Source organism: Brevundimonas mediterranea, assembly GCF_014196125.1.
Taxonomy (GTDB): domain Bacteria; phylum Pseudomonadota; class Alphaproteobacteria; order Caulobacterales; family Caulobacteraceae; genus Brevundimonas; species Brevundimonas mediterranea.
This window is the reverse complement of the sequence record NZ_JACIDA010000001.1, coordinates 16,007-34,845: the sequence shown is the minus strand read 5'-3', so window position 1 is coordinate 34,845 and position 18,839 is coordinate 16,007. Positions and strand designations below refer to the sequence as shown.

The window sequence follows — 18,839 nt, the reverse complement described above, 5'->3', positions numbered from 1 at the left end:
ACTCCGGAAACAGGCGTCGGGGTCTAGCGGGCCGGGATTGCAACAGCGTGACAGCTACGGCCCTGGGAGATTTAGTGCGCGGGCTTGGCCCGCAACCGGCCCAGTTGATGGACCAGCAGGGCGATCAGGCCGCCGACGATCACGCCGATGACCGCCGACCCCAGGGCGGTCACGAACCAGCTGACGATCCCATGAAGGGGACCGGTCGCTGCCCCGACCGCATGGGCCAGATGCTCCAGCGGTTCGGCCGGCCAGTGCAGGCCCAGCTTATGGGTTCCGTGAACCAGAATACCGCCGCCGACCCACAGCATCGCCGCCGTGCCGATGGCCGACAGGGCGTCCATCACTACCGGCATCCCCTTGACCAGGCCGCGGCCCAGGGCGCGCACCCCGCCGTTGGGGCGCTCGGCCAGATGCAGGCCGATGTCGTCCATCTTCACGATCAGGCCGACAGCCCCATAGACCGCGACCGTCATCGCGATCCCGACCACGGCCAGAACCGCCGCCTGGGTGAGGATCGGCTGGGCGGAGACGTCGGCCAGGGCGATGGCCATGATCTCGGCCGACAGGATCAGGTCGGTCCGAACCGCCCCCGCCACCGTCGTCTTCTCCAGGGTCGCCGGGTCGCCCACGACCGGGGCGGCGTCAGCATGGCCGCCGTGCCCGAAGGCCTCCATCAGCTTCTCCGCCCCTTCGAAACAGAGATAGGCCCCGCCACACATCAGCAGCGGCGTGATGGCCCAGGGGGCGAAGGCGCTCAGCAGCAGGGCGGCCGGCAGGATGAAGATCAGCTTGTTGCGGAACGACCCCAGGGCGATCTTGCCGATGATCGGCAGTTCGCGGCTGGGCGACAGGCCGGTGACATAGCGCGGCGTCACCGCCGCATCGTCCACCACCACCCCGGCGGCCTTGGTCGAGGCCTTGCCCGCCGCCGCCCCGACGTCGTCGATCGACGCCGCCGCCATCTTGGCGATCCCCGCCACATCATCGAGCAGGGCGATCAGACCGGAAGGCATGCGGAAATCCCGAGATTGCGCCGCAACAAACGGCTCGTCTCCCGCCTAGGGCGCGCCGCCCGTTTTGTCGAGCGCATCCGCACAAGAGCGAAAGCCCCGCCGGCGAACCGGCGGGGCTTCCATTTCGAACGCATTTCCGATGTCGATTTTTCTTAGAACTTACGGCCTACCCCCACGGAAACGACCCACGGGTCCAGATCCACATCGCTCTTCAGAGCGCCGTCGTTGACGTCGGCGTCGATACTGACCCACACCTTCTTGACATCGACGTTCAGGTTCCACGGTCCCTGGATGCCGATGTCGGCGCCCGCTTGCAGGGCGTAGCCGAAGTTGTCGTCCAGATCGACTTTGAAGCCGTTCTTGTCTTCGCCGCTGTAGAACAGCATGTAGTTGACGCCCGCGCCGACATAGGGGCTGAAACGACCCTCGGTCAGCGGGCGGTATTGCAGGGTCACGACCGGGGGCAGAACCCAGGTTTCGTGCACGGCGACGTCGGTGGCTCCGCCCTGGGCGCGAATCTCGTGCTTGGTCGTGCCTAGGATCGCCTCGACCGCCAGATGGTCGGTCAGGAAGTAGGTGAAGCCCAGTGTCGGCATGACACTATCGCCCACATCGACCTTCAGGCCGGAATCGGCACCGGCGGCCGTGGTGATGGCGTTGTCAGCCTCAGAGAAGACATCGGTCACGCGGCCGGTGATGATCCAGTCGCCCTTCTTGGGCATCTCCCAGGCGGCCGGGCTCTGCGCCAGGGCCGGCGCAGCGAAGGCGGCGGCGGCGACGGCTGAGAGGATCAGGGTTTTCAGTTTCATCTTGCTCATCCCCGACGCCCGCTGCCGCCTCATGCGACTTGTCCGAACGTCTTGAAGGGGAAATGCGCCCCCTGCCCCACCTCGGCCTTGATTTAGCGCAAACCCCGCCAAGGGTTGGACAATCTGTCCATTCAGACCACGCGGGCGTGGCGTTTCTCGATGTCGGCGGCGCCTGGATCAAAGGCGGCGCAGAGCGCACGAACGAATGGCCGGCCCAGATCGGTGACCGTCACGGCCGCGCCGTTCACCTCGGCTAGGCCGTCCAGTTGAAACCGCAACAACCTGGGCCAGGCCGCCGCCACTTCCGCCAGATCACGACCGCGTTCGCGGGCGATCTCGGCCACATCCACTGCGAAGTCGCACATTAGCCGTTCGATGATCTCGCCCACAAAGGCGTCGCGCGGATCAAGGGCCACGCCCCGCGCGACCGGCAAGGTTCCCTCCGCCACGGCCGCGCGCCAGTCGCGCTCCTGCGTATGGTTCTGGACGAAGCCCAGGGGGGTGCGGCTGATCGACGAGGCGCCCAGGCCGATCAGCACCGGGGCTTCGTCGGTCGTATAGCCCTGGAAATTGCGACGCAGCCGGCCGGCGCGCGCGGCGGCGGCCATGGAGTCATGCGGCAGGGCGAAATGGTCCAGACCGATAGCTTGCCAGCCCTTCTGCACCAGATACCGCGCCGCCGCCTGGCTCTGGGCGAAGCGCGCCTCCGGTCCTGGCAGATCGGCTTCCTTGATCAGTTTCTGGTGCGGCTTCATCCATGGCACATGGGCATAGCCGAACAGGGCGATCCGGTCGGGCCGCAAGGCCACGATCTGCGCCACGGTCGTGATGACATTCTCGGCCGCCTGAAGCGGCAGGCCGTACATCAGGTCCAGATTCAGCGACGTGACCCCCTGGCCGCGCAGCGCTTCGGCCGCCCAGCGGATAGTCTCGAAGGATTCGGGCCGGTTCACCGCCGCCTGCACCTTGGGCGACAGGTCCTGAACCCCCAGGCTGGCGCGGCTCAGACCGATACGACCGGCCGCCTCGACCCAGGCCTGGGTCAGGACTTCGGGATCCAGTTCGGCGGCGATCTCGAAACAGTCGCCCAGGTCGAACCGGGCGGCCAGACCGGCGAACAGTCGCTCCAACTCATCGGGGGGCAGCATGTTGGGCGTGCCGCCGCCCAGGTGGATTGAACCGACCCGCACGGGGCGGCCGATCCGTTCGAGCACGAGATCGGCTTCCTTCAGCAGCAGGTCCACATAGCTGGTCATGACCCCGACGCGGTTCATCGCCCGGGTGTTGCAGCCGCAGTACCAGCACAGCCGCTTGCAGAAGGGGATGTGCAGATACAGCGACGCCGCATGATCAAGGGGCGCGGCGCCGAGCCACGCCCCCCAATCGGCGGCCCCGACGGCGGGCGTGAACTGCGCCGCCGTCGGATAGGAGGTGTAGCGCGGCGCGTGGGCGTCGTAGCGGGCGATAAGCTCGCGCGTCGTCAGCGCGCCGGTGGGGCTAGAGAGGGACATCGACCTCTTTCGACGCATCGACCGACAGGCCCTCATCGCCCTCGTCGAACAGGTGGAACTCGTGCCACAGGCCGTTCAGCACGCCGAAGCCAACCGCCAGTCCGACACCCAGGATCCAGGAAAAATACCACATGGCTTGATGCTCCTTGAGCTCAGTAGAGGTCGGGGTTGGTCTTGAGGGCGGCGGTCGAGGTGCGGCCCCACAGGACGGAGTAGACCCAGGTCGTGTAGATCAGAACCAGCGGCAGGAAGATCGCCGTGCAGATCAGCATGATGAACAGGGTCAGGTGGCTGGACGAGGCGTTCCAGACGGTCAGGCTGGACTGGGGATCAACCGAACTGGGCAGGATGAAGGGGAACATCGACAGGCCGACGGTGGAGATGATGCCCACGGTCGACAGCGAGGAACCGCCGAAGGCCAGGGGGGCCGACCGAAGCCACATGCCCGCCAGACCGACCACCGCGCCGACGAAGCCCAGAGTCGGGGCGATCATCATCCACGGATAGCGGCTGTAGTTGTCCAGCCAAGCGCCGGGCGCGGCTTCGACCGTCGTGCGCAGCGGGTTGGAGAACCCCTGCATGTCAACGGCGCCGGTGATCCGGAAGCCCACGCCGCCGTAGGCCATATAGAGGCCGCCGGCCGCGAACAGGACCACGGCCAGGAGGCCGGCGACGGTGCCGATCAGACGCGTCCGATCCAGCACGGGGCCCTTTTCAGCCTTGATCGACAGCCAGGCCGCGCCGTGTAGCAGCAGCATGGCTACCGACAACAGGCCGGCGATCAGGCTGAACGGAGTGAACAGGCCCAGCAGATTGCCCTCGTAAAAGGAGCGCAGGTCGCTATCCAGGCGGAAGGGCGCACCCAGCAGGACGTTGCCGACCGCGACGCCGAACACCAGAGCCGGAACGAAGCTGCCGGTGAACAGCGCCCAGTCCCAGAAGGACCGCCACTTGGGCGAGGGACGCTTGGAGCGATACTTGAACGACACGGGCCGCAGGATCAGGGCCGACAGGACCAGGAACATGGCCAGGTAGAAGCCGGAGAAGCTGACGGCGTAGACGAAGGGCCAGGCGGCGAAGATGGCGCCGCCGCCCAGGATGAACCACACCTGGTTGCCCTCCCAGGTCGCGCCGACGGTGTTGATCACCATACGGCGCTCTTCATCCGTCTTGGCGACGAAGGGCAGGAGCGAGCCGACGCCCAGGTCGAAACCGTCGGTCAGGGCGAAGCCGATCAGCAGTACGCCGAGCAGCCCCCACCAGATCAGACGTAGGGTGGCGAAGTCGAGGGGAAGATCCATGGTCGGATGTCCTAAAATCTCTCTGGGTCAGGCCACGGCGGGCGCGGCGGGGCGCTGGCCGGGCGATTGGGCCGGGGCTTCAGGCGTAGGTTCGCCGAACAGTTCCTGCTCGTGGAACGGCCCCTTCTTGATGGCGTAGAGGAGCAACCGGACCTCGACCACAGCCAGAGCGCCGTACAGGGCGGTGAAGCCGATGATGGTCGCCCACAGTTGGGGCACGCTCAGGGACGAGGCGCCGAGGAAGGTCGGCAGCACGCCTTCGACCGCCCAGGGCTGACGTCCGAACTCGGCCAGGATCCAGCCGAACTCGATGGCCACCCACGGCAGCGGCAGGCACAGGACGGCCAGACGCAGGAACCAGCGGGTCTGATGCTTACGCACGGTGCAGAGGTAGAAGGCCGTGGCGAAGAACAGGATCATGAACATGCCGACGCCGGCCATGATGCGGAAGCTCCAGAACAGGGCCGGCACGTTCGGCACCGTTTCCCACGCCGTCTTCTGGATCAGCTCAGGCGAGGCCATGCGCGGATCGGCGACGTGACGCTTCAGCAGCAAACCATAGCCCAGGTCGCGACGATGGGTTTCGAACACGCCGCGAGCGACGGGATCGGCCGGATCGGCCTTGACCTTCTCCAGGGCGTCATAGGCGATGACGCCGGATTCGATACGGTCCTCGGCGGTGGCGACCAGTTCGAAGATGCCTTCGACCGGCTTGTCGACGGTGCGGGTCGCGATCAGACCCATGACCCACGGCACATGGACGCCGTAGTGGGTTTCGCGATCCTTCATGCTGGGAATGCCGATCAGGGTCAGGCCAGCCGGCGCGGGCTCGGTGTGCCACATGGCCTCGAGCGCAGCGAGCTTCATCTTCTGGTTATCGGTCAGGTTATAGCCCGACTGGTCGCCCAGGACGACGACGGACAGCGAAGCCGCCAGGCCGAAGGCCGAGGCCACGGTCATCGAGCGCTTGGCGAAGCCGACGTGCTTACCGCGCAGCAGGTAGAAGGCCGAGACGCCCAGAACGAAGACCGAGGCGCAGACATAGCCGGCGCTGACGGTGTGGACGAACTTGGCCTGGGCCACCGGGTTGAAGACCACGGCCATGAAGTCCGTGACCTCCATTCGCATGGAGTCCGGATTGAAGGCCGAGCCCACCGGGTTCTGCATCCAGCCGTTGGCGACCAGGATCCACACGGCCGACAGGTTGGTGCCGAGCGCCACCATGAAGGTGACGAACAGGTGCGCCGACGGCTTCAGCTTTTCCCAGCCGAAGAACATCAGCCCGACGAATGTGGCTTCAAGGAAGAAGGCCATCAGCCCTTCGATGGCCAACGGGGCCCCGAAGATGTCGCCGACATAGTGGCTGTAATAGCTCCAGTTCATGCCGAACTGGAACTCCATGGTGATGCCGGTCGCGACGCCCAGCACGAAGTTGATGCCGAACAGCACGCCCCAGAAGCGGGTGATCGTGCGCCAGATCGGCCGGCGGGTCATGACATAGATCGACTCCATGATGACCAGCATGAAGGACAGCCCCAGGGTCAGGGGCACGAAGAGGAAGTGATAAAGGGCTGTCAGCGCGAACTGCAGCCTGGATAGGTCGACGACCGCGAGGTCGATCATGGCTCAAGGCTCCTTGTAGCCGGCCCCGACGACCGACGTTTCATACGCCCTTAAACGAAGGCGGGGCGGTCGCCTTGATTTCGATCAAAGCCCTCTGTAGCCCCTGGTCGTAGTGGACTGATCGTCCTTGGACATTTCGCCCAACGACGGTTTGCCCAATGGCTTTTGAGGCCGCCCACGGTTGGAGTCCGCAAATGACATCGGCGCCGATCACAGCCTCCTCCCCTGCGGCCTGGCTGAAACAGACGGCGGCGCCCTGGCGTCGGCTGACGATCCTGGCGGGCCTTCTGGCCGTCGCTGACGTGGCGCCGGCCGTGGGTTTCGCGGGCGGCCTGGCCATGACGGTCGCGACCTTCGGATCCTCCCCGTTGGCCGCCGTGCCCTGGCTGCTGCTGGCCGTGTTCAGTCTGATGGCGCGCGGCCTGATCGGCCAGGCAGCGGTGGTGGTCGGCGCGCGCCTGGGCCGGTCTATCAAGACAGACGTGCGCGACCGGCTGCTGGCCGACCTGTTCGGACGCGGCGGCCGCGCCGACGACCGGCTGACCGCCGTGGTCGAGGGCGTCGGCGCGCTGGACGGCTATGTGTCGCGGTTCACGCCCCTGAAGATGGCGGCGGGTCTGTCGCCCCTGCTGATCATCGCCGTGGCCGCCGTCGCCAGCCCGTTTTCGGCCGGCATATTTCTGTTCACCCTGCTGCCCTTCATCTTCGGCATGATCCTGGCCGGCACAGCTGCGGCGGGTGAAAGCCGCCGCCAGTTCCAGGCGCTGGAGCGTTTGTCGGGCCTGTTCGTCGACCGGGTGCGCGCCCTGCCCGCCATTCTGGCCTTCGACGCCCGCGCCCGCACCACCGCCGACATCGCCCGCGCCTCCGACGAGCTGGAGCGCCGCACCAACCGCGTGATGCGGATCGCCTTCCTGTCGTCCGGCGTGCTGGAGTTCTTCTCGGCCCTGGCCGTGGCCCTGATCGCCGTCTACTGCGGGTTCAACCTGCTGAAGCTTCTGCCCTTCCCTGCGCCTGAAACGCTGGACCTGCCGCGCGCCTTCTTCGTCCTGGCCCTTGCGCCCGAGGTGTATCAGCCGCTGCGCCGACTGGCCGCCGCCTATCACGACCGCCAGGCCGCCGAGTCCGCCGTGCCCGCCCTGGTCACGCCCGAAAGCCCCAAGCGGGATCGCCACATCCTGCCCGAGGAGGCGCCGGCGATTCGCTTCACCAAGGTCGCCATCGCCTATGGCGAGGCCGCGCCGGTGATCGCCGATTTCGACCTGGAGATCCGTCCGGGTCAGATCGTGGCCCTGGTGGGCGCCAGCGGGTCCGGCAAGTCCAGCCTGCTGCACCTGTTCCTGGGCTTGTCGCCCCTGACGGCCGGCGAGGTCGAGGTGGGTGGGGCGCGCCTGAGCGAGGCGGGGGATTTCGCCGGCCAGATCGCCTGGGCCAGCCAGAACCCCATCGTCGTGCCCGGCAGTCTCGGTGACAATATCCGCCTGGCCGACCCGTCCGCCTGTCCCGGCCGTATCCTGGTGGCCGCCGGTGAGGCCGGCCTGTTCGGCGATTTGGACCGGCCCATCGACGAACGCGGCGGCGGCTTGTCGGGCGGCGAACGTCGACGGCTGGGCCTGGCCCGCGCCATTCTGAAACGCGCCCCCATCCTGTTGCTGGACGAGCCGACGGCCAATCTGGACCCCGCATCCGAAGAGGCCATGCTGGACCTGATTCGTCAGGCGACGCGCGGTCGCACGACCCTGATCGCCACCCATTCCGCCGCTGTCGCGGCGATGGCCGACCGCGTGGTGCGCCTGTGACCAAAACCATGACGAAGACCCCGTCCTCGCGCATCGGCGAATTGATCGCGGCCCAGCGCCAGGCCCAGCGCGGCCGTCTGCGCATCGCCGCCGCCGGCGGCACCGTCGTCGCCGTGGCCGCGACCTGTCTTCTGGGTCTGTCGGGCTGGTTCATCACCGGCGCGGCCATAGCCGGGGTCGCCGGATCGGCGGCGGTTCAGGCCTTCAACTATATGATGCCCAGCGCGACCATTCGCCTGCTGGCCATATTACGCACCGGCGCGCGCTACATTGAACGCGTCGCCGGTCACGAGGCTGCGTTGAAAGCCCTGGCGCGGCTGCGCCCGCAACTGTTCGACGCCCTCGCCTCCGCTCCACCCGCCCAGGCCCTGGCCTTGTCGTCCGGCGAGGCCTCGGCCCGACTGGTGCAGGACGTGGACGCGGTCCAGACCCTGTTCGTGCGTCTGTCGGCGCCCTGGGCGCTTGGGGCCGGCGCAGTCTCGGCGGCTTTTCTCGCCGGCATGGCCAGCCCTCTGGCCGGTCTGATGCTGTTGCTCGCCATGGGCCTCAGCGCAGCGGGCTCGGTGCTGATCGCCCGTCGTCTGGCCGCCCCGGCCGGGCGCGAGGTTCAGATCGCCACGGGCCGTCTGAAGGATCGGCTGGCGTCGCTCGAAGCCGTCTCGCCGGAGCTGAAGGCCTATGGCCTGGACCGCTGGGCGGCCAGTGAGGCGGCCCACACCGCCTCCGGTCTCGACCGGGCCCAGATCGCCCTGAGCCAGGCCGGCGGCTGGATGGCGGCATGGCAGGCGACCGTCACCGGCCTGGCCGTCGCCGCGGTCGTGCCCGCCACCCTGGGGGCCTCCCTGCCGATGACGGCCCTGGCCGCCCTGGCCGCCGTCATGGGGATCGAAGCCGCCGCCGGACTGGTCGGCGCCCTGCAACAGAACGGCGCCGCCGTCGAAGCCGCCCGGCGGCTGGACGCCCTGGCCTCGGCCCCGTCGCTTGCGTCTTCGCCCGCCCCCTCGGAGGCGAGCCTGGTCCTGTCGGCGGACGGCGTTCAAATGGCCCCGCCGATGCGCCTGGGCCTGATCGGCCCGTCCGGGTCGGGCAAGACCACGCTGGCTGAACGATTGGTCGGCCTGCGCGACGCCCTGGCGCACGAGGCGCGCTTGGGCGGATTGGACATCGCCGGCGTCGCCCCGGACGACCGCCGCCCCCTGTTCGCCTACGCCGCCCAGGACATCCGCCTGATCGACGGCACGATCCGCGACAATCTGCTGCTGGCCGGCCCCGCCGAAGACGGCGCGCTGTGGCGTGCGCTGGAGGATGCGGCCCTGGCCGAACGGGTCCGCGCCGATCCGGCCGGCCTGGACGCCCGCGTCGGCCCCAATGGCGAAAGACTGTCGGGCGGCGAGCGGCGTCGGCTGGGCCTGGCCCGCGCCTATCTGCGGTCCGCGCCCTGGCTGGTGCTGGACGAACCGACCGAAGGTTTGGACCCGACGACCGAGGCCCGGGTGCTGACCGCGCTCGACCGGCGTCTGAAACACTCGGGCCAGGGCCTGATCGTCGTCAGCCACCGCCCCGCCCCGACACAGCTGTGCGACCGGGTCATCCGGGTGGAGGGGATCGCCGAAGACGGAAAGGTCCGCCTGACCGTCACGCGTCAGCTGGCGCCGGTCTAGGCGGTTCCATCGCTGGACGAGGAAACGGGTTTCAGACTTCGCCTTCGGCGATGTCGCGAAGGCGGTCGGGCTGTTCGATCCGCAGTTCGTTCAGCGACAACAGGCGGATCACGCCGGTCGTCTTCAGCTTGGTCAGAACCCGACTTACGGTCTCGATGGTCAAACCCAGATAGTCGGCGATTTCAGACCGGGTCATCGGCAGTCGGACCTGATCCTCGGTCGAAGGACGCAGGGGATCGCGCGTCGGCAGGTCCAGCAGGAAGGAGGCGATCCGTTCCTGGGCCGTCTTGCGGCCCAGCAACAGCATCTGATTCTGCGCCGCCGCCAGTTCGTGGGTCGCCCGATCCAGTAGGGCCTCTTCCAGCAAGGGTCGCTCGCGGATCAGGGCGCGATAGTCGGTCTTGCGGAACCGGCACAGGGTCGCGTCCTCGATGGCCTCGCCGGAAAAGGCGTAGTCCTGGCCCGTGGCCAGACCGACGAAGTCGCCGGCGAACAGGAAGCCCGTGATCTGGCGGCGCCCATCCGGCAGCAGCTTGTAGATCCGCACTGAACCCGAGGTGATGTTGAACAGGTGGACCGCGGGATCCCCCTCGCGGATCAGGGACTCGCCCGCCTTCAGCGACACCCGCTCGGCGATGGAGTCCAGCCCGGCCAGATCGGCCGGATCCAGACTGCTGCACACGCTGAAGGCCCGCGCGCCACAGGTCGAACACACCGAGTCCTGTCGGCGCTGGGCGCAGTCCGTGGGCAGGGATCTGAGTTCGAGCATGGTTTGTTGAGGTTAGGCCTGACGACCGACACACGCAAACGGATTGATGGAGATCAAGGCGGCCATTTCGTCCATGGCCTAATGGGCCGAAAATGAGCGCCCTCCAGTATCGCCGCCTGAACAGCGACGAAGCCGACCAAGCCTATGTGTTGGCCCACATGGCGAACCCCAGTCTGACTCTGGAATCCTGGCGCGCTGTCGTGGATTCGGCGCCGGCCGTCGGCGGGGTCATCGCGGCCGTGGCGAATGACTGCGTCCGGGCCATACTGGCCTATTCCATCTCGACGACATCCTCGGGAGAGCGGCAGTTCATGGTCGACACCCTTGCCGCCTTCGATCTGTTACGGCCGGAAAAGCTGATCGAACCGCTCGTCGCCGCCGCTTGCGATCTGGCGCGCAAGGGGTGCAGCTCCATCGGCCTTTCCAGCAGAATCGACTCGCCGGGCTATGACGCCGTCATGCGCCAGATCTCCGACGCCGCCGTGCTTCACCGCGTCATCTGATCCCCGTCCTGCGTGACCTGGGCGTAACGTCGCGCCAGGACCGCACAGGCGAACAGCTGGATCTGGTGAAACAGCATCAGTGGAATGACGATCAGGCTGACGCTCTGCCCCGCAAACAGGATGGCGGCCATGGGCAGGCCGCTAGCCATGCTCTTCTTCGAGCCGCAGAAGACGATGGCGATCTCGTCCTCGCGCGAAAAGCCCAACCGTCGGCTGACCAGGGTCGTCACCGCCAGAGCGACCGCCAGGATCAGGACATCCAGAACCACGACCAACCCCAGATCCAGATGCGACAAACGCGTCCATACTCCGGACACCACCCCGGCGCTGAAGGCGACATAAACGACCAGCAGAATCGACCCCCGATCCACCACCGAGGTCAGACGGCCGTGCCGCGTCAGCCAGCCGCCGATCAGGGGGCGCGCGGCCTGCCCGGCGACAAAGGGCGCCAGAATCTGCAAGGCGATGCCTTCGATGGACGACAGCGACACGCCCGCGCCGCCCACGGGCAGCAGCAGCATCACCAACAGGGGCGTGATGACCACTCCGGCCAGATTGGACACCGAGGCGGCGCAGAGGGCGGCCGGCACATTGCCCCGTGCGATGGCGGTGAAGGCGATGGAGGATTGGACCGTCGACGGCAGCAGGCACAGATAGAAAAGGCCGATCCTCAGATCCTGAGCCATCCACGGCTCCGTCGCCCAGAAGACGACCAGGCCCAGAAGCGGGAACAGCAGGAAGGTGGAGGACAGCACCATACCCTGCAACCGCCAGTGCGACAGTCCCGCCCAGACGGCCCCGGGCGACAGACGCGCGCCGTAGAGGAAGAACAACAGGGCGATCGCCGAAGTCGCCGCCCCCTCGGCCACGTCCGCACCCGCGCCTCGGGCCGGAACAAGGGCGGCCAGAACCACCGTGCCGATCAGCATCAGCAGGTAAGGGTCGATCCATCGGCGCAACGCGTTCATGGCCCGGTCCTAGGCCGCGCCTCAGGCGAACGGCAAGCCCCGCATCAGGTCGTCATCGGAAGCGAACCGATTTTGATCGGTCAGCTCGCACGCTCGGATCGGGCGACAAAATAGGGCAACAGCCCCGCCACTACCTGCCGACTGGCGTCCTCGTCCTGGTCGAGCATGTTCCTGAGCGGAGTTCCAATCAGGGCCTCGCCGAACGCGCTCAGCGCGATGAAGAGGACCGCCGAGGACAGTCGGTCCCGGCTGGCGTCGGACGGGTCGCCCAGCTTCTCCTGAATCACCTGGACCAGCCCGTTGACGGCGTCCCGAACGGGTTCGAGATGAGAGAGATCGCCTTTCAACACGATCCAGGCCGCCAACTTGCCCGCCCCGCCTACGGCGAAGGCGTCGAATACGGCGGTGACCAATTCCAGCGGCGCCCCTTCATCGGTTCGCAGGCGCGCGATCGCCGTCTCGAGGTCACGAGACAGATCCGCCACCATCGAACCCATCAAGGCCGACTGGAGCCCCTCGGCCGACCCGAAGTGATGGATCAGATTCGCGTGCGTCATGCCCAGGTCATCGGCGACGGCCTTCAGGGTAACAGAGTCCGGCCCCCCGGACAGCAGTCGCGCACGGGCGCAGACCAGCGCCTCCAGCCGGGCTTCATCAGGGGTGCGACGGCGACGGCGAACGCGCTCTATTGACATTAGTGTTAGTTACATCCATGTAGATAGCAACTGGTTAAGCTCAGTCCTGGGAGAGAGCAAGTGACAGCCGAACTAATGGTCGCAGACGCCAAATTCGATTCGCAAACCCGCACGCCCAGCCGGCTGCGTCCCCGACGCGTCGAGCCCCTCCGGGCGCTTCGCGCCTTGCGCCGTCTCATCGCCGACAAGGAAGATACGACTCAGGTCTTCGAGATCATGAACGCTCTGGCCGGGCGTTCCGTCCGCCGGGGCTATGAGAAGATGCTCGAACAGCCTGAAGGCGCTCGGCAGGCCTATCTGATGGTGGAATTGGCGGACCGCCTGCACGATCGGGCGTGGCTGGAGTCGCTCCCGCCGGGCACGGTCGGCCGCGCCTATCTGGACTTCATCGACGAGCGGAATCTCTCGGCCTACGGTCTGGCCGGGGAAAGTCAAAAGGTCGCGGACTCGGAGATCGAGGCCGCTCACCCCTACGCTTGGTATGCGCGTCGGCTGCGCGACGTGCACGACCTTTGGCACATTCTCACCGGCTATCGCACCGACGCGCTCGGAGAAGCCTGTGTGGTCGCCTTCTCTCTCCCGCAGACGCGAAGCGCGGGCTTTGGTCTCATCGCGGCCGGGGTTGCGATCGAAGCCGCCCGGGCCCGCACGGGCCACCCGTGTGCGCGCGCCGTTCTTCAGGCCTGGCTCCGGGGCCGCCGGGCGGCCTGGCTGCCGGCGCTGGACTACGAGGCGCTGATGGCGGAGCCGCTTGAGCAGGCCCGCGCCCGTCTCGGCCTGTCCGGTCCAACCCTCTACGATCGAATTCCGGTCGAACTTCGCAACAGCCTCCTGGTCGCGGCTTGATGTCGCGCCTTTCAGCCGTCCTGATCGCGGGACTTCTGTGCACGGCGGTTGCGGGGCCGGCTGCGGCGGCGGACAGCCCGCTCTTGGGCCGATGGCGCACCGCCGCCCAGGGTGGCGTGGTCGAGATCCACGCCTGCGGCTCTGCCCTGTGCGGTCGGCTGGTCGATGCAGCGCCGCTCCGGCGCAATCCGGACCAAAGGGACGTTCGCAATCACGATCCCGCGCTGCGCGACCGTCCGCTGCGGGGGCTGAGGGTCCTGGAGGGATTTCGCGGCGGCCCGACGACCTGGACCGGGGGGCCGCTTTACGACCCGGACAGCGGGCGGCGCGCCGCCAGCGGGCGCCTGGTTCTCATCGATCCCGATCACCTTGCGGTGCGAGGCTGCATCGCTCCCCTGCTCTGCCGAACCCAGACCTGGATGCGGCTGCCCTAGGGCCGCCGGTCAGGCCATGGCCCGACCGGCGGCGCGTCCCGTAAAGAGGCATCCGCCCAGGAACGTGCCTTCCAGGGCGTTGTACCCATGGGCGCCGCCGCCCCCGAACCCCGCGGCTTCGCCGGCCGCGTACAAGCCTTCGAGCACTGTTCCGTCAGGCTTGAGAACGCGACTGTCCAGATCGGTCTGAATTCCGCCCAGGCTTTTGCGCGTCAGGACATGCAGCTTGACGGCGATCAACGGACCGGACCCGGGATCGAGAAGACGATGCGGTTTTGCGACCCGGGCGAGACGATCGCCCAGGTAGCGGCGGGCGTTGTGAACGCCCTGGATCTGAAGGTCCTTGGCGTAGGGGTTGTCGATCTGCGCGTCCCGGGCCGCGATCACCCGCCGCACCCCCTCGACGTCCAGCAAGGGCGTCGGGGTCAGAGCATTCATCCCTGCGACGAGGTCGTCGAGGGCGTCGGCGACCACGAAGTCGGCGCCGTGCGCCTTGAACGCCTCGACCTCCGGCGACGCGCCCTTGCCCAACCGGGTTCTGAGCACTCTCAGCCAGTCTCCAGAGGTGATGTCGCCATTCTGCTCCGATCCGGAGAGCGCGAACTCCTTTTCGATGATCGCCTGGGTCAGAACAAACCAGGAGTGATCGTGCGCCGCGAGGTCGGGCGTGGTTCGCAGGTGGCGAAGAGTCGAAAGCGTATCATAGCCCGGCAGGGCCGGAAACGGCAGGCGGCGCCCAAGGGCGTCGAGCCAGAGGGACGACGGGCCGGGCAGGATGCGGATGCCGTGCCCTGGCCAGATCGGGTTCCAATTCCGCAGACCCTCGACATAGTGCCACATCCGGTCACGGTTCACGACGCGGGCCCCGGCCGCCTCGGCGATGTCCAGCCCCCGTCCATCGACATAGGCGGGCACGCCCCTGACCATCTCGCGGGGCGGACTTCCCAGGCGCTCGGGCCACAGACGCCGCACCTTGTCATGATCCCCGCCGATCCCGCCCGTAGCGATCAGCACCGACGGAGCCCGCAGGGTGAAGGATCCCACCGCATCCCGATTGGAGGCCAGGCCGCGTCCGGCCGCGTCCGGCGCCAGTCGAACGCCCGATATGCCTGTGACCCTCCCCGCTTCAACGATCAGGTCGTCGACGCGACAACGCGGGTGATACGCCAGCCTGCCGCGTGTCTCGGCATCGCGCGCCCGGGCCGCGAACGGGCCGCTCACGCCGGTCCCTGTGCCCCATGCGACATGGAACCGGGGGACCGAGTTGCCGTGACCGTCGGCGCGACCGTCCCCCCGCTCGGCCCAGCCGACCATAGGCGTCAGTCGTATCCCGTGACGCCGTAACCAGGCGCGTTTCTCACCGGCCGCGAATTCGACATAGGCCTTTCCCCACCGCACCGCCCACTGATCCTCGGCAAGCGGGCCGTCCAGCCGATCCCAGCCCGCGCTGCCCCGCCAATCCGACCACGCGAGATCAAAGCCGTCGCGGACGCCCAGGCGACGCTGCTCGGGGCTGTCGACCAGGAACAGGCCGCCGAATGACCAGTGGGCCTGCCCGCCCAGGTTTGCGGCGTTCTCCTGATCCACCAGCGCCACTCTTCGGCCGGCCTGAACCAGCTCGTTGGCGGCGACCAGGCCCGCCAGTCCGGCGCCGACGATCACGGCATCATAGTCCATCTGTTTCCCCTTTTTCGCGACGCGCGCGGATGAAGATCGACATCCGAACTCCCCCATTCCGGATGACCGTCAACCAACACTGCTGTCAATATGTATTGACATGACGGTGAGTAGTGCGAAGTTGCCGACAACCGCCGGTGGCCCCGCCCCGTCGAGCGGAAACATCAGGCGGGAGGAAACGCACATCACGCGCCGCCGACAGACCGGCGCGCTTCGGGAGGACTTCATGGCTTCAGCGGTCAGTATTCGCGCGCGCCTCGCGCTCTCGGTATCGGCGACAGCCTTCCTGATGACCGGCGCGCCCGCGCTGGCGCAGACAACCCCACCTCAGCCGGATTCTGCTCCCGTCGTCGTGGACGACATCATCGTCACCGCCCAGAAACGCGAACAGTCCGTGCAGGACGTGCCCATCGCCGTCACCGCCCTGTCGGCCGAGGCCCTGCAGTCGCGTCAGATCGATGGGGGTTCGGAACTGCTGCGCGCCGTGCCGAACGTCACCTTCTCCAAGTCCAACTTCAGCATGTACAACTTCTCGATCCGCGGGATCGGGACCAAGGCCGTCTCGGCCTCCAGCGATCCGGCGGTGGCCGTCAGCTTCAACAACACGCCCCTTATCCGCAACCGCCTGTTCGAGCAGGAATATCTGGACGTCGCCCGGGTCGAGGTGCTGCGCGGGCCGCAGGGCACCCTTTACGGCCGCAACGCTACCGGGGGCGTCGTCAACATGTTCCCCGAACTGCCCAAGTTCCGATCCGAAGGCTTCGCCGCGGGCGAACTGGGCAACTATGACAGCCGGCGCGGCCAGGCCATGCTCAACGCCCCCTTCGGCGACACATTCGCCGTGCGCGGCGCCTTCGGCTTCACCCAGCGGGACGGCTTCGACTACAACAGCTTCAACGACACCCATGTGAACGACCGCGACCTGTTCACCACGCGTCTGTCCGCCCGGTGGGAGCCGACGGCGCGGTTCCGCGCCAATGCGATCTGGGAGCATTTCGAGGAAGACGACAATCGCTCGCGCACCGGCAAACAGCTGTGCACCACCGATCCGGGTCCGACCCAGGTCGGATCGGCGTCCATCACCACGGCCTACACCCAGGACCAGCTGAGCCAGGGCTGCCTGCCCGGCTCTCTCTACTCCGACGCGGCCTATGGGGCGCCCAACGGAGGATCCTTCGGGCCGGTTCGCCTGCTCGGCACGGGGCCGAACCTCGGCTTCGGCCCCAATTTCGAACTGATCAACCTGATTCCGCTCGGTTTCGACCCCTATGAAGGCGTGGTCCAGTCGCGCGATCTGAGAGAGATCGCCACCAGCTATGATCCGGTGTTCCGCGCCGAAAACGATGTGGTGCAGGTCAATCTGGAATTCGATCTCAGCGACACCCTGACACTCTATTCCCAGACCGCCTATGCCAAGGACGACTATTATGCGTCCCAGGACTATGCTCGCTATGTCTCCAACCCAGCCTTTGTGGACAGCAACAACGTCTTAGACTTCCTGGGTAATCCCGCCCCGTCCACGGCGACGCCGGGCGGGGTCTACACCGACCCTCAACTGGGTCCGTCGGACCGCATCCTGGCCGTGGACATCAGCCAATCGGACAATCGGCAATGGTATCAGGAGTTCCGCCTTCAATCGAAAAACGACGGGCGGTTCAACTTCAGCGTCGGCGCCAACTATCTCGATTTCAAATCTCAGGACGACTATTACGTCTTCAACAACACTTTCTCGCTGATCGCCGAATATTTCTACAATACCGACTTTCTCCCCAACGGCGGGATCGGGACGCGGCCTTGCGACGACACCCAGCCGTTCGAATGCGTCTATGTCGATCCCAATCCGCTCAGCGAGATTAATGGAGAGGGGCACAACTACTTCCGCAGCAAGAACGTCATCCACACCCGGTCCTGGGCCGTCTTCGGTGAAGGATATTGGGATCTGACGCCTGAGCTGAGGCTGACCACCGGCCTGCGCTATACCGAGGATCGCAAGGACACGACCCCCTATCCCAGCCAGCTGCTGCTGGGCGCCAATCTGAATGGCGATCCGGGCCTGGCCACGGGCGGCTATGTGCGCAGCGGCTATTACGCCCTGCCCGACGTCGAACAGAAATGGGAGGCGGTCACCGGTCGGATCGTGCTGGACTGGACGCCGGACCTGTCCTTTACCAACGACACCCTGGTCTATGCGTCGCTGTCGCGCGGCTACAAGGGCGGGGGCACCAATCCGCCGCGCCTGGACCTGAACCCGACCGTGGTCCAGTACCAGCCGCTGGCCGGCACCTTTGAGCCAGAATACGTCAACGCGTTCGAGATCGGGACCAAGAACTCGCTTCTGGACGGCATGCTCCGACTGAACGCCACCGCCTTCTACTACGACTACAAGGACTACCAGGTCTCCCAGATCGTCGATCGCATCTCGCTGAACGAAAACTTCGACGCCAAGATCTGGGGGCTTGAACTCGAGACCGTCTACAAGCCCACGCCCAACTTCCAGATCGACGCCAATTTCGGGTATCTGAAAACCCGCGTCGCAGATGGCGAGGGTTCGATCGACGTGATGAACCGCACCCAGGGCAATCCCGACTGGATCACCCTGCGGCCGTGGATCCAGGTGCCGTCGAACTGTATCGCGCCCAGAGACCTGGCCGAGCAGATCCTCAACAGCCCGTTCGGAACTGAACTCGCGATCTTCTCTCTCAGCGCCCTGTGCGCCGGGTCGTCGCGGTTCGGGACCTTCAATCCCGACCTGGCCTCCAGCCTGCCCTTCTGGCAGTTCTACGGCTTCACCTATGATCCCCTGACCGAGGCGCCGAACGGCGGGCGGGGTTTCGAGGCCGACCTGAGCGGCAACGAACTGCCCAACTCGCCCAACTGGACCGCCAACATCGGGGCCCAGTACAGTTGGTTCCTGGGCGATTGGGACCTGACCCTGCGCGGCGACTACTATCGCCAGGGCGAGAGCTTCTTCCGCGTCTACAACACGGAATATGACCGGCTGGAGGGCTGGGACAATCTGAACCTCTCAGTGTCCCTGACCAACGAGGCGCGGGGCCTGAAGCTTCAGGCCTATGTCAAGAACGTCTTCGACGATGCGCCCATCGTCGACGCCTTCACCAACTCGGACGACACCGGGCTGACGACCAACGTCTTCACCTTGGACCCGCGTCTGTTCGCCGTGCGGCTGACCAAGTCGTTCTGAGATCGCCGACAGGCCGGTCGACGAC

Annotated in this window: 16 protein-coding genes; 6 read left to right on the top strand and 10 right to left on the bottom strand. The window is 66.7% G+C overall.

The features are described 5' to 3' along the window. Positions 1-71: 71 nt before the first annotated feature. The 6 genes from GGR11_RS00130 to GGR11_RS00105 all read right to left on the bottom strand — a co-directional run bounded on the left by GGR11_RS00130 (position 72) and on the right by GGR11_RS00105 (position 6,257). Positions 72-1,016 (bottom strand): DUF808 domain-containing protein, encoded by a 945-nt coding sequence (locus GGR11_RS00130; protein ID WP_183194785.1) that lies wholly within the window; start codon positions 1,014-1,016, stop codon positions 72-74. A 152-nt stretch (positions 1,017-1,168) separates the two neighbouring features. Continuing rightward, positions 1,169-1,834: an OmpW/AlkL family protein gene (locus tag GGR11_RS00125; RefSeq protein ID WP_183194784.1), complete on the bottom strand. Its 666-nt coding sequence runs from the start codon at positions 1,832-1,834 to the stop codon at positions 1,169-1,171. 122 nt (positions 1,835-1,956) lie between these two features. Continuing rightward, positions 1,957-3,336 carry an oxygen-independent coproporphyrinogen III oxidase gene (gene hemN, locus GGR11_RS00120; RefSeq protein WP_183194783.1) on the bottom strand — a complete coding sequence of 460 codons (1,380 nt, stop codon included), beginning with the start codon at positions 3,334-3,336 and terminating at the stop codon, positions 1,957-1,959. Beyond that, a complete protein-coding gene (gene cydX / locus GGR11_RS00115) occupies positions 3,323-3,469 on the bottom strand; it encodes a cytochrome bd-I oxidase subunit CydX (protein ID WP_008259678.1) in 147 nt (48 codons plus the stop codon). Before cydX ends, hemN begins: the two co-directional genes overlap by 14 nt. Positions 3,470-3,488: 19 nt before the next feature. Continuing rightward, a complete protein-coding gene (gene cydB / locus GGR11_RS00110) occupies positions 3,489-4,637 on the bottom strand; it encodes a cytochrome d ubiquinol oxidase subunit II (protein ID WP_183194782.1) in 1,149 nt (382 codons plus the stop codon). Positions 4,638-4,664: 27 nt separating this feature from the next. Continuing rightward, the gene (locus tag GGR11_RS00105) at positions 4,665-6,257 is read right to left on the bottom strand and encodes a cytochrome ubiquinol oxidase subunit I (RefSeq protein ID WP_183196323.1); all 1,593 of its coding nucleotides are present in this window, start codon (positions 6,255-6,257) and stop codon (positions 4,665-4,667) included. A gap of 197 nt (positions 6,258-6,454) precedes the next feature. On the opposite strand from GGR11_RS00105, the gene cydD reads away from it, so the two are divergent. Together cydD and GGR11_RS00095 are read left to right on the top strand one after the other, a co-directional pair. After that, positions 6,455-8,059 (top strand): thiol reductant ABC exporter subunit CydD, encoded by a 1,605-nt coding sequence (gene cydD, locus GGR11_RS00100; RefSeq protein WP_183194781.1) that lies wholly within the window; start codon positions 6,455-6,457, stop codon positions 8,057-8,059. Between the two features lie 8 nt (positions 8,060-8,067). Next, positions 8,068-9,720: an amino acid ABC transporter ATP-binding/permease protein gene (locus tag GGR11_RS00095; protein WP_183194780.1), complete on the top strand. Its 1,653-nt coding sequence runs from the start codon at positions 8,068-8,070 to the stop codon at positions 9,718-9,720. Between the two features lie 31 nt (positions 9,721-9,751). Here the strand turns inward: GGR11_RS00095 and GGR11_RS00090 are convergent, their stop codons facing one another. Then, positions 9,752-10,489 carry a helix-turn-helix domain-containing protein gene (locus tag GGR11_RS00090; protein WP_246331460.1) on the bottom strand — a complete coding sequence of 246 codons (738 nt, stop codon included), beginning with the start codon at positions 10,487-10,489 and terminating at the stop codon, positions 9,752-9,754. Between the two features lie 92 nt (positions 10,490-10,581). Between GGR11_RS00090 and GGR11_RS00085 the strand changes: the two genes are divergently transcribed. Beyond that, positions 10,582-10,992, top strand: a complete 411-nt coding sequence (locus GGR11_RS00085; RefSeq protein ID WP_183194779.1) for a hypothetical protein — start codon at positions 10,582-10,584, stop codon at positions 10,990-10,992. Here GGR11_RS00085 and GGR11_RS00080 read toward each other — a convergent pair. After that, on the bottom strand, positions 10,977-11,960 hold the full coding sequence (locus GGR11_RS00080; protein ID WP_183194778.1) for a bile acid:sodium symporter family protein: 984 nt from the start codon (positions 11,958-11,960) through the stop codon (positions 10,977-10,979). The two genes, GGR11_RS00085 and GGR11_RS00080, sit on opposite strands and share 16 nt — an antisense overlap. A gap of 80 nt (positions 11,961-12,040) precedes the next feature. Beyond that, positions 12,041-12,517 carry a TetR/AcrR family transcriptional regulator gene (locus tag GGR11_RS00075; protein ID WP_343050989.1) on the bottom strand — a complete coding sequence of 159 codons (477 nt, stop codon included), beginning with the start codon at positions 12,515-12,517 and terminating at the stop codon, positions 12,041-12,043. 198 nt (positions 12,518-12,715) lie between these two features. Here GGR11_RS00075 and GGR11_RS00070 point away from each other — a divergent pair, with 198 nt between their 5' ends. After that, entirely contained in the window at positions 12,716-13,501 is a 786-nt protein-coding gene (locus GGR11_RS00070; RefSeq protein ID WP_287930248.1) for a Coq4 family protein, read from the top strand. Beyond that, a complete protein-coding gene (locus tag GGR11_RS00065) occupies positions 13,501-13,935 on the top strand; it encodes a DUF2147 domain-containing protein (RefSeq protein ID WP_183194776.1) in 435 nt (144 codons plus the stop codon). Before GGR11_RS00070 ends, GGR11_RS00065 begins: the two co-directional genes overlap by 1 nt. A gap of 9 nt (positions 13,936-13,944) precedes the next feature. On the opposite strand, the gene GGR11_RS00060 is transcribed toward GGR11_RS00065, so the two are convergent. Further along, positions 13,945-15,612 (bottom strand): FAD-binding dehydrogenase, encoded by a 1,668-nt coding sequence (locus GGR11_RS00060; RefSeq protein WP_183194775.1) that lies wholly within the window; start codon positions 15,610-15,612, stop codon positions 13,945-13,947. 226 nt (positions 15,613-15,838) lie between these two features. On the opposite strand from GGR11_RS00060, the gene GGR11_RS00055 reads away from it, so the two are divergent. After that, positions 15,839-18,814 (top strand): TonB-dependent receptor, encoded by a 2,976-nt coding sequence (locus GGR11_RS00055; RefSeq protein ID WP_221205053.1) that lies wholly within the window; start codon positions 15,839-15,841, stop codon positions 18,812-18,814. The last annotated feature ends 25 nt before the right edge of the window (positions 18,815-18,839 follow it).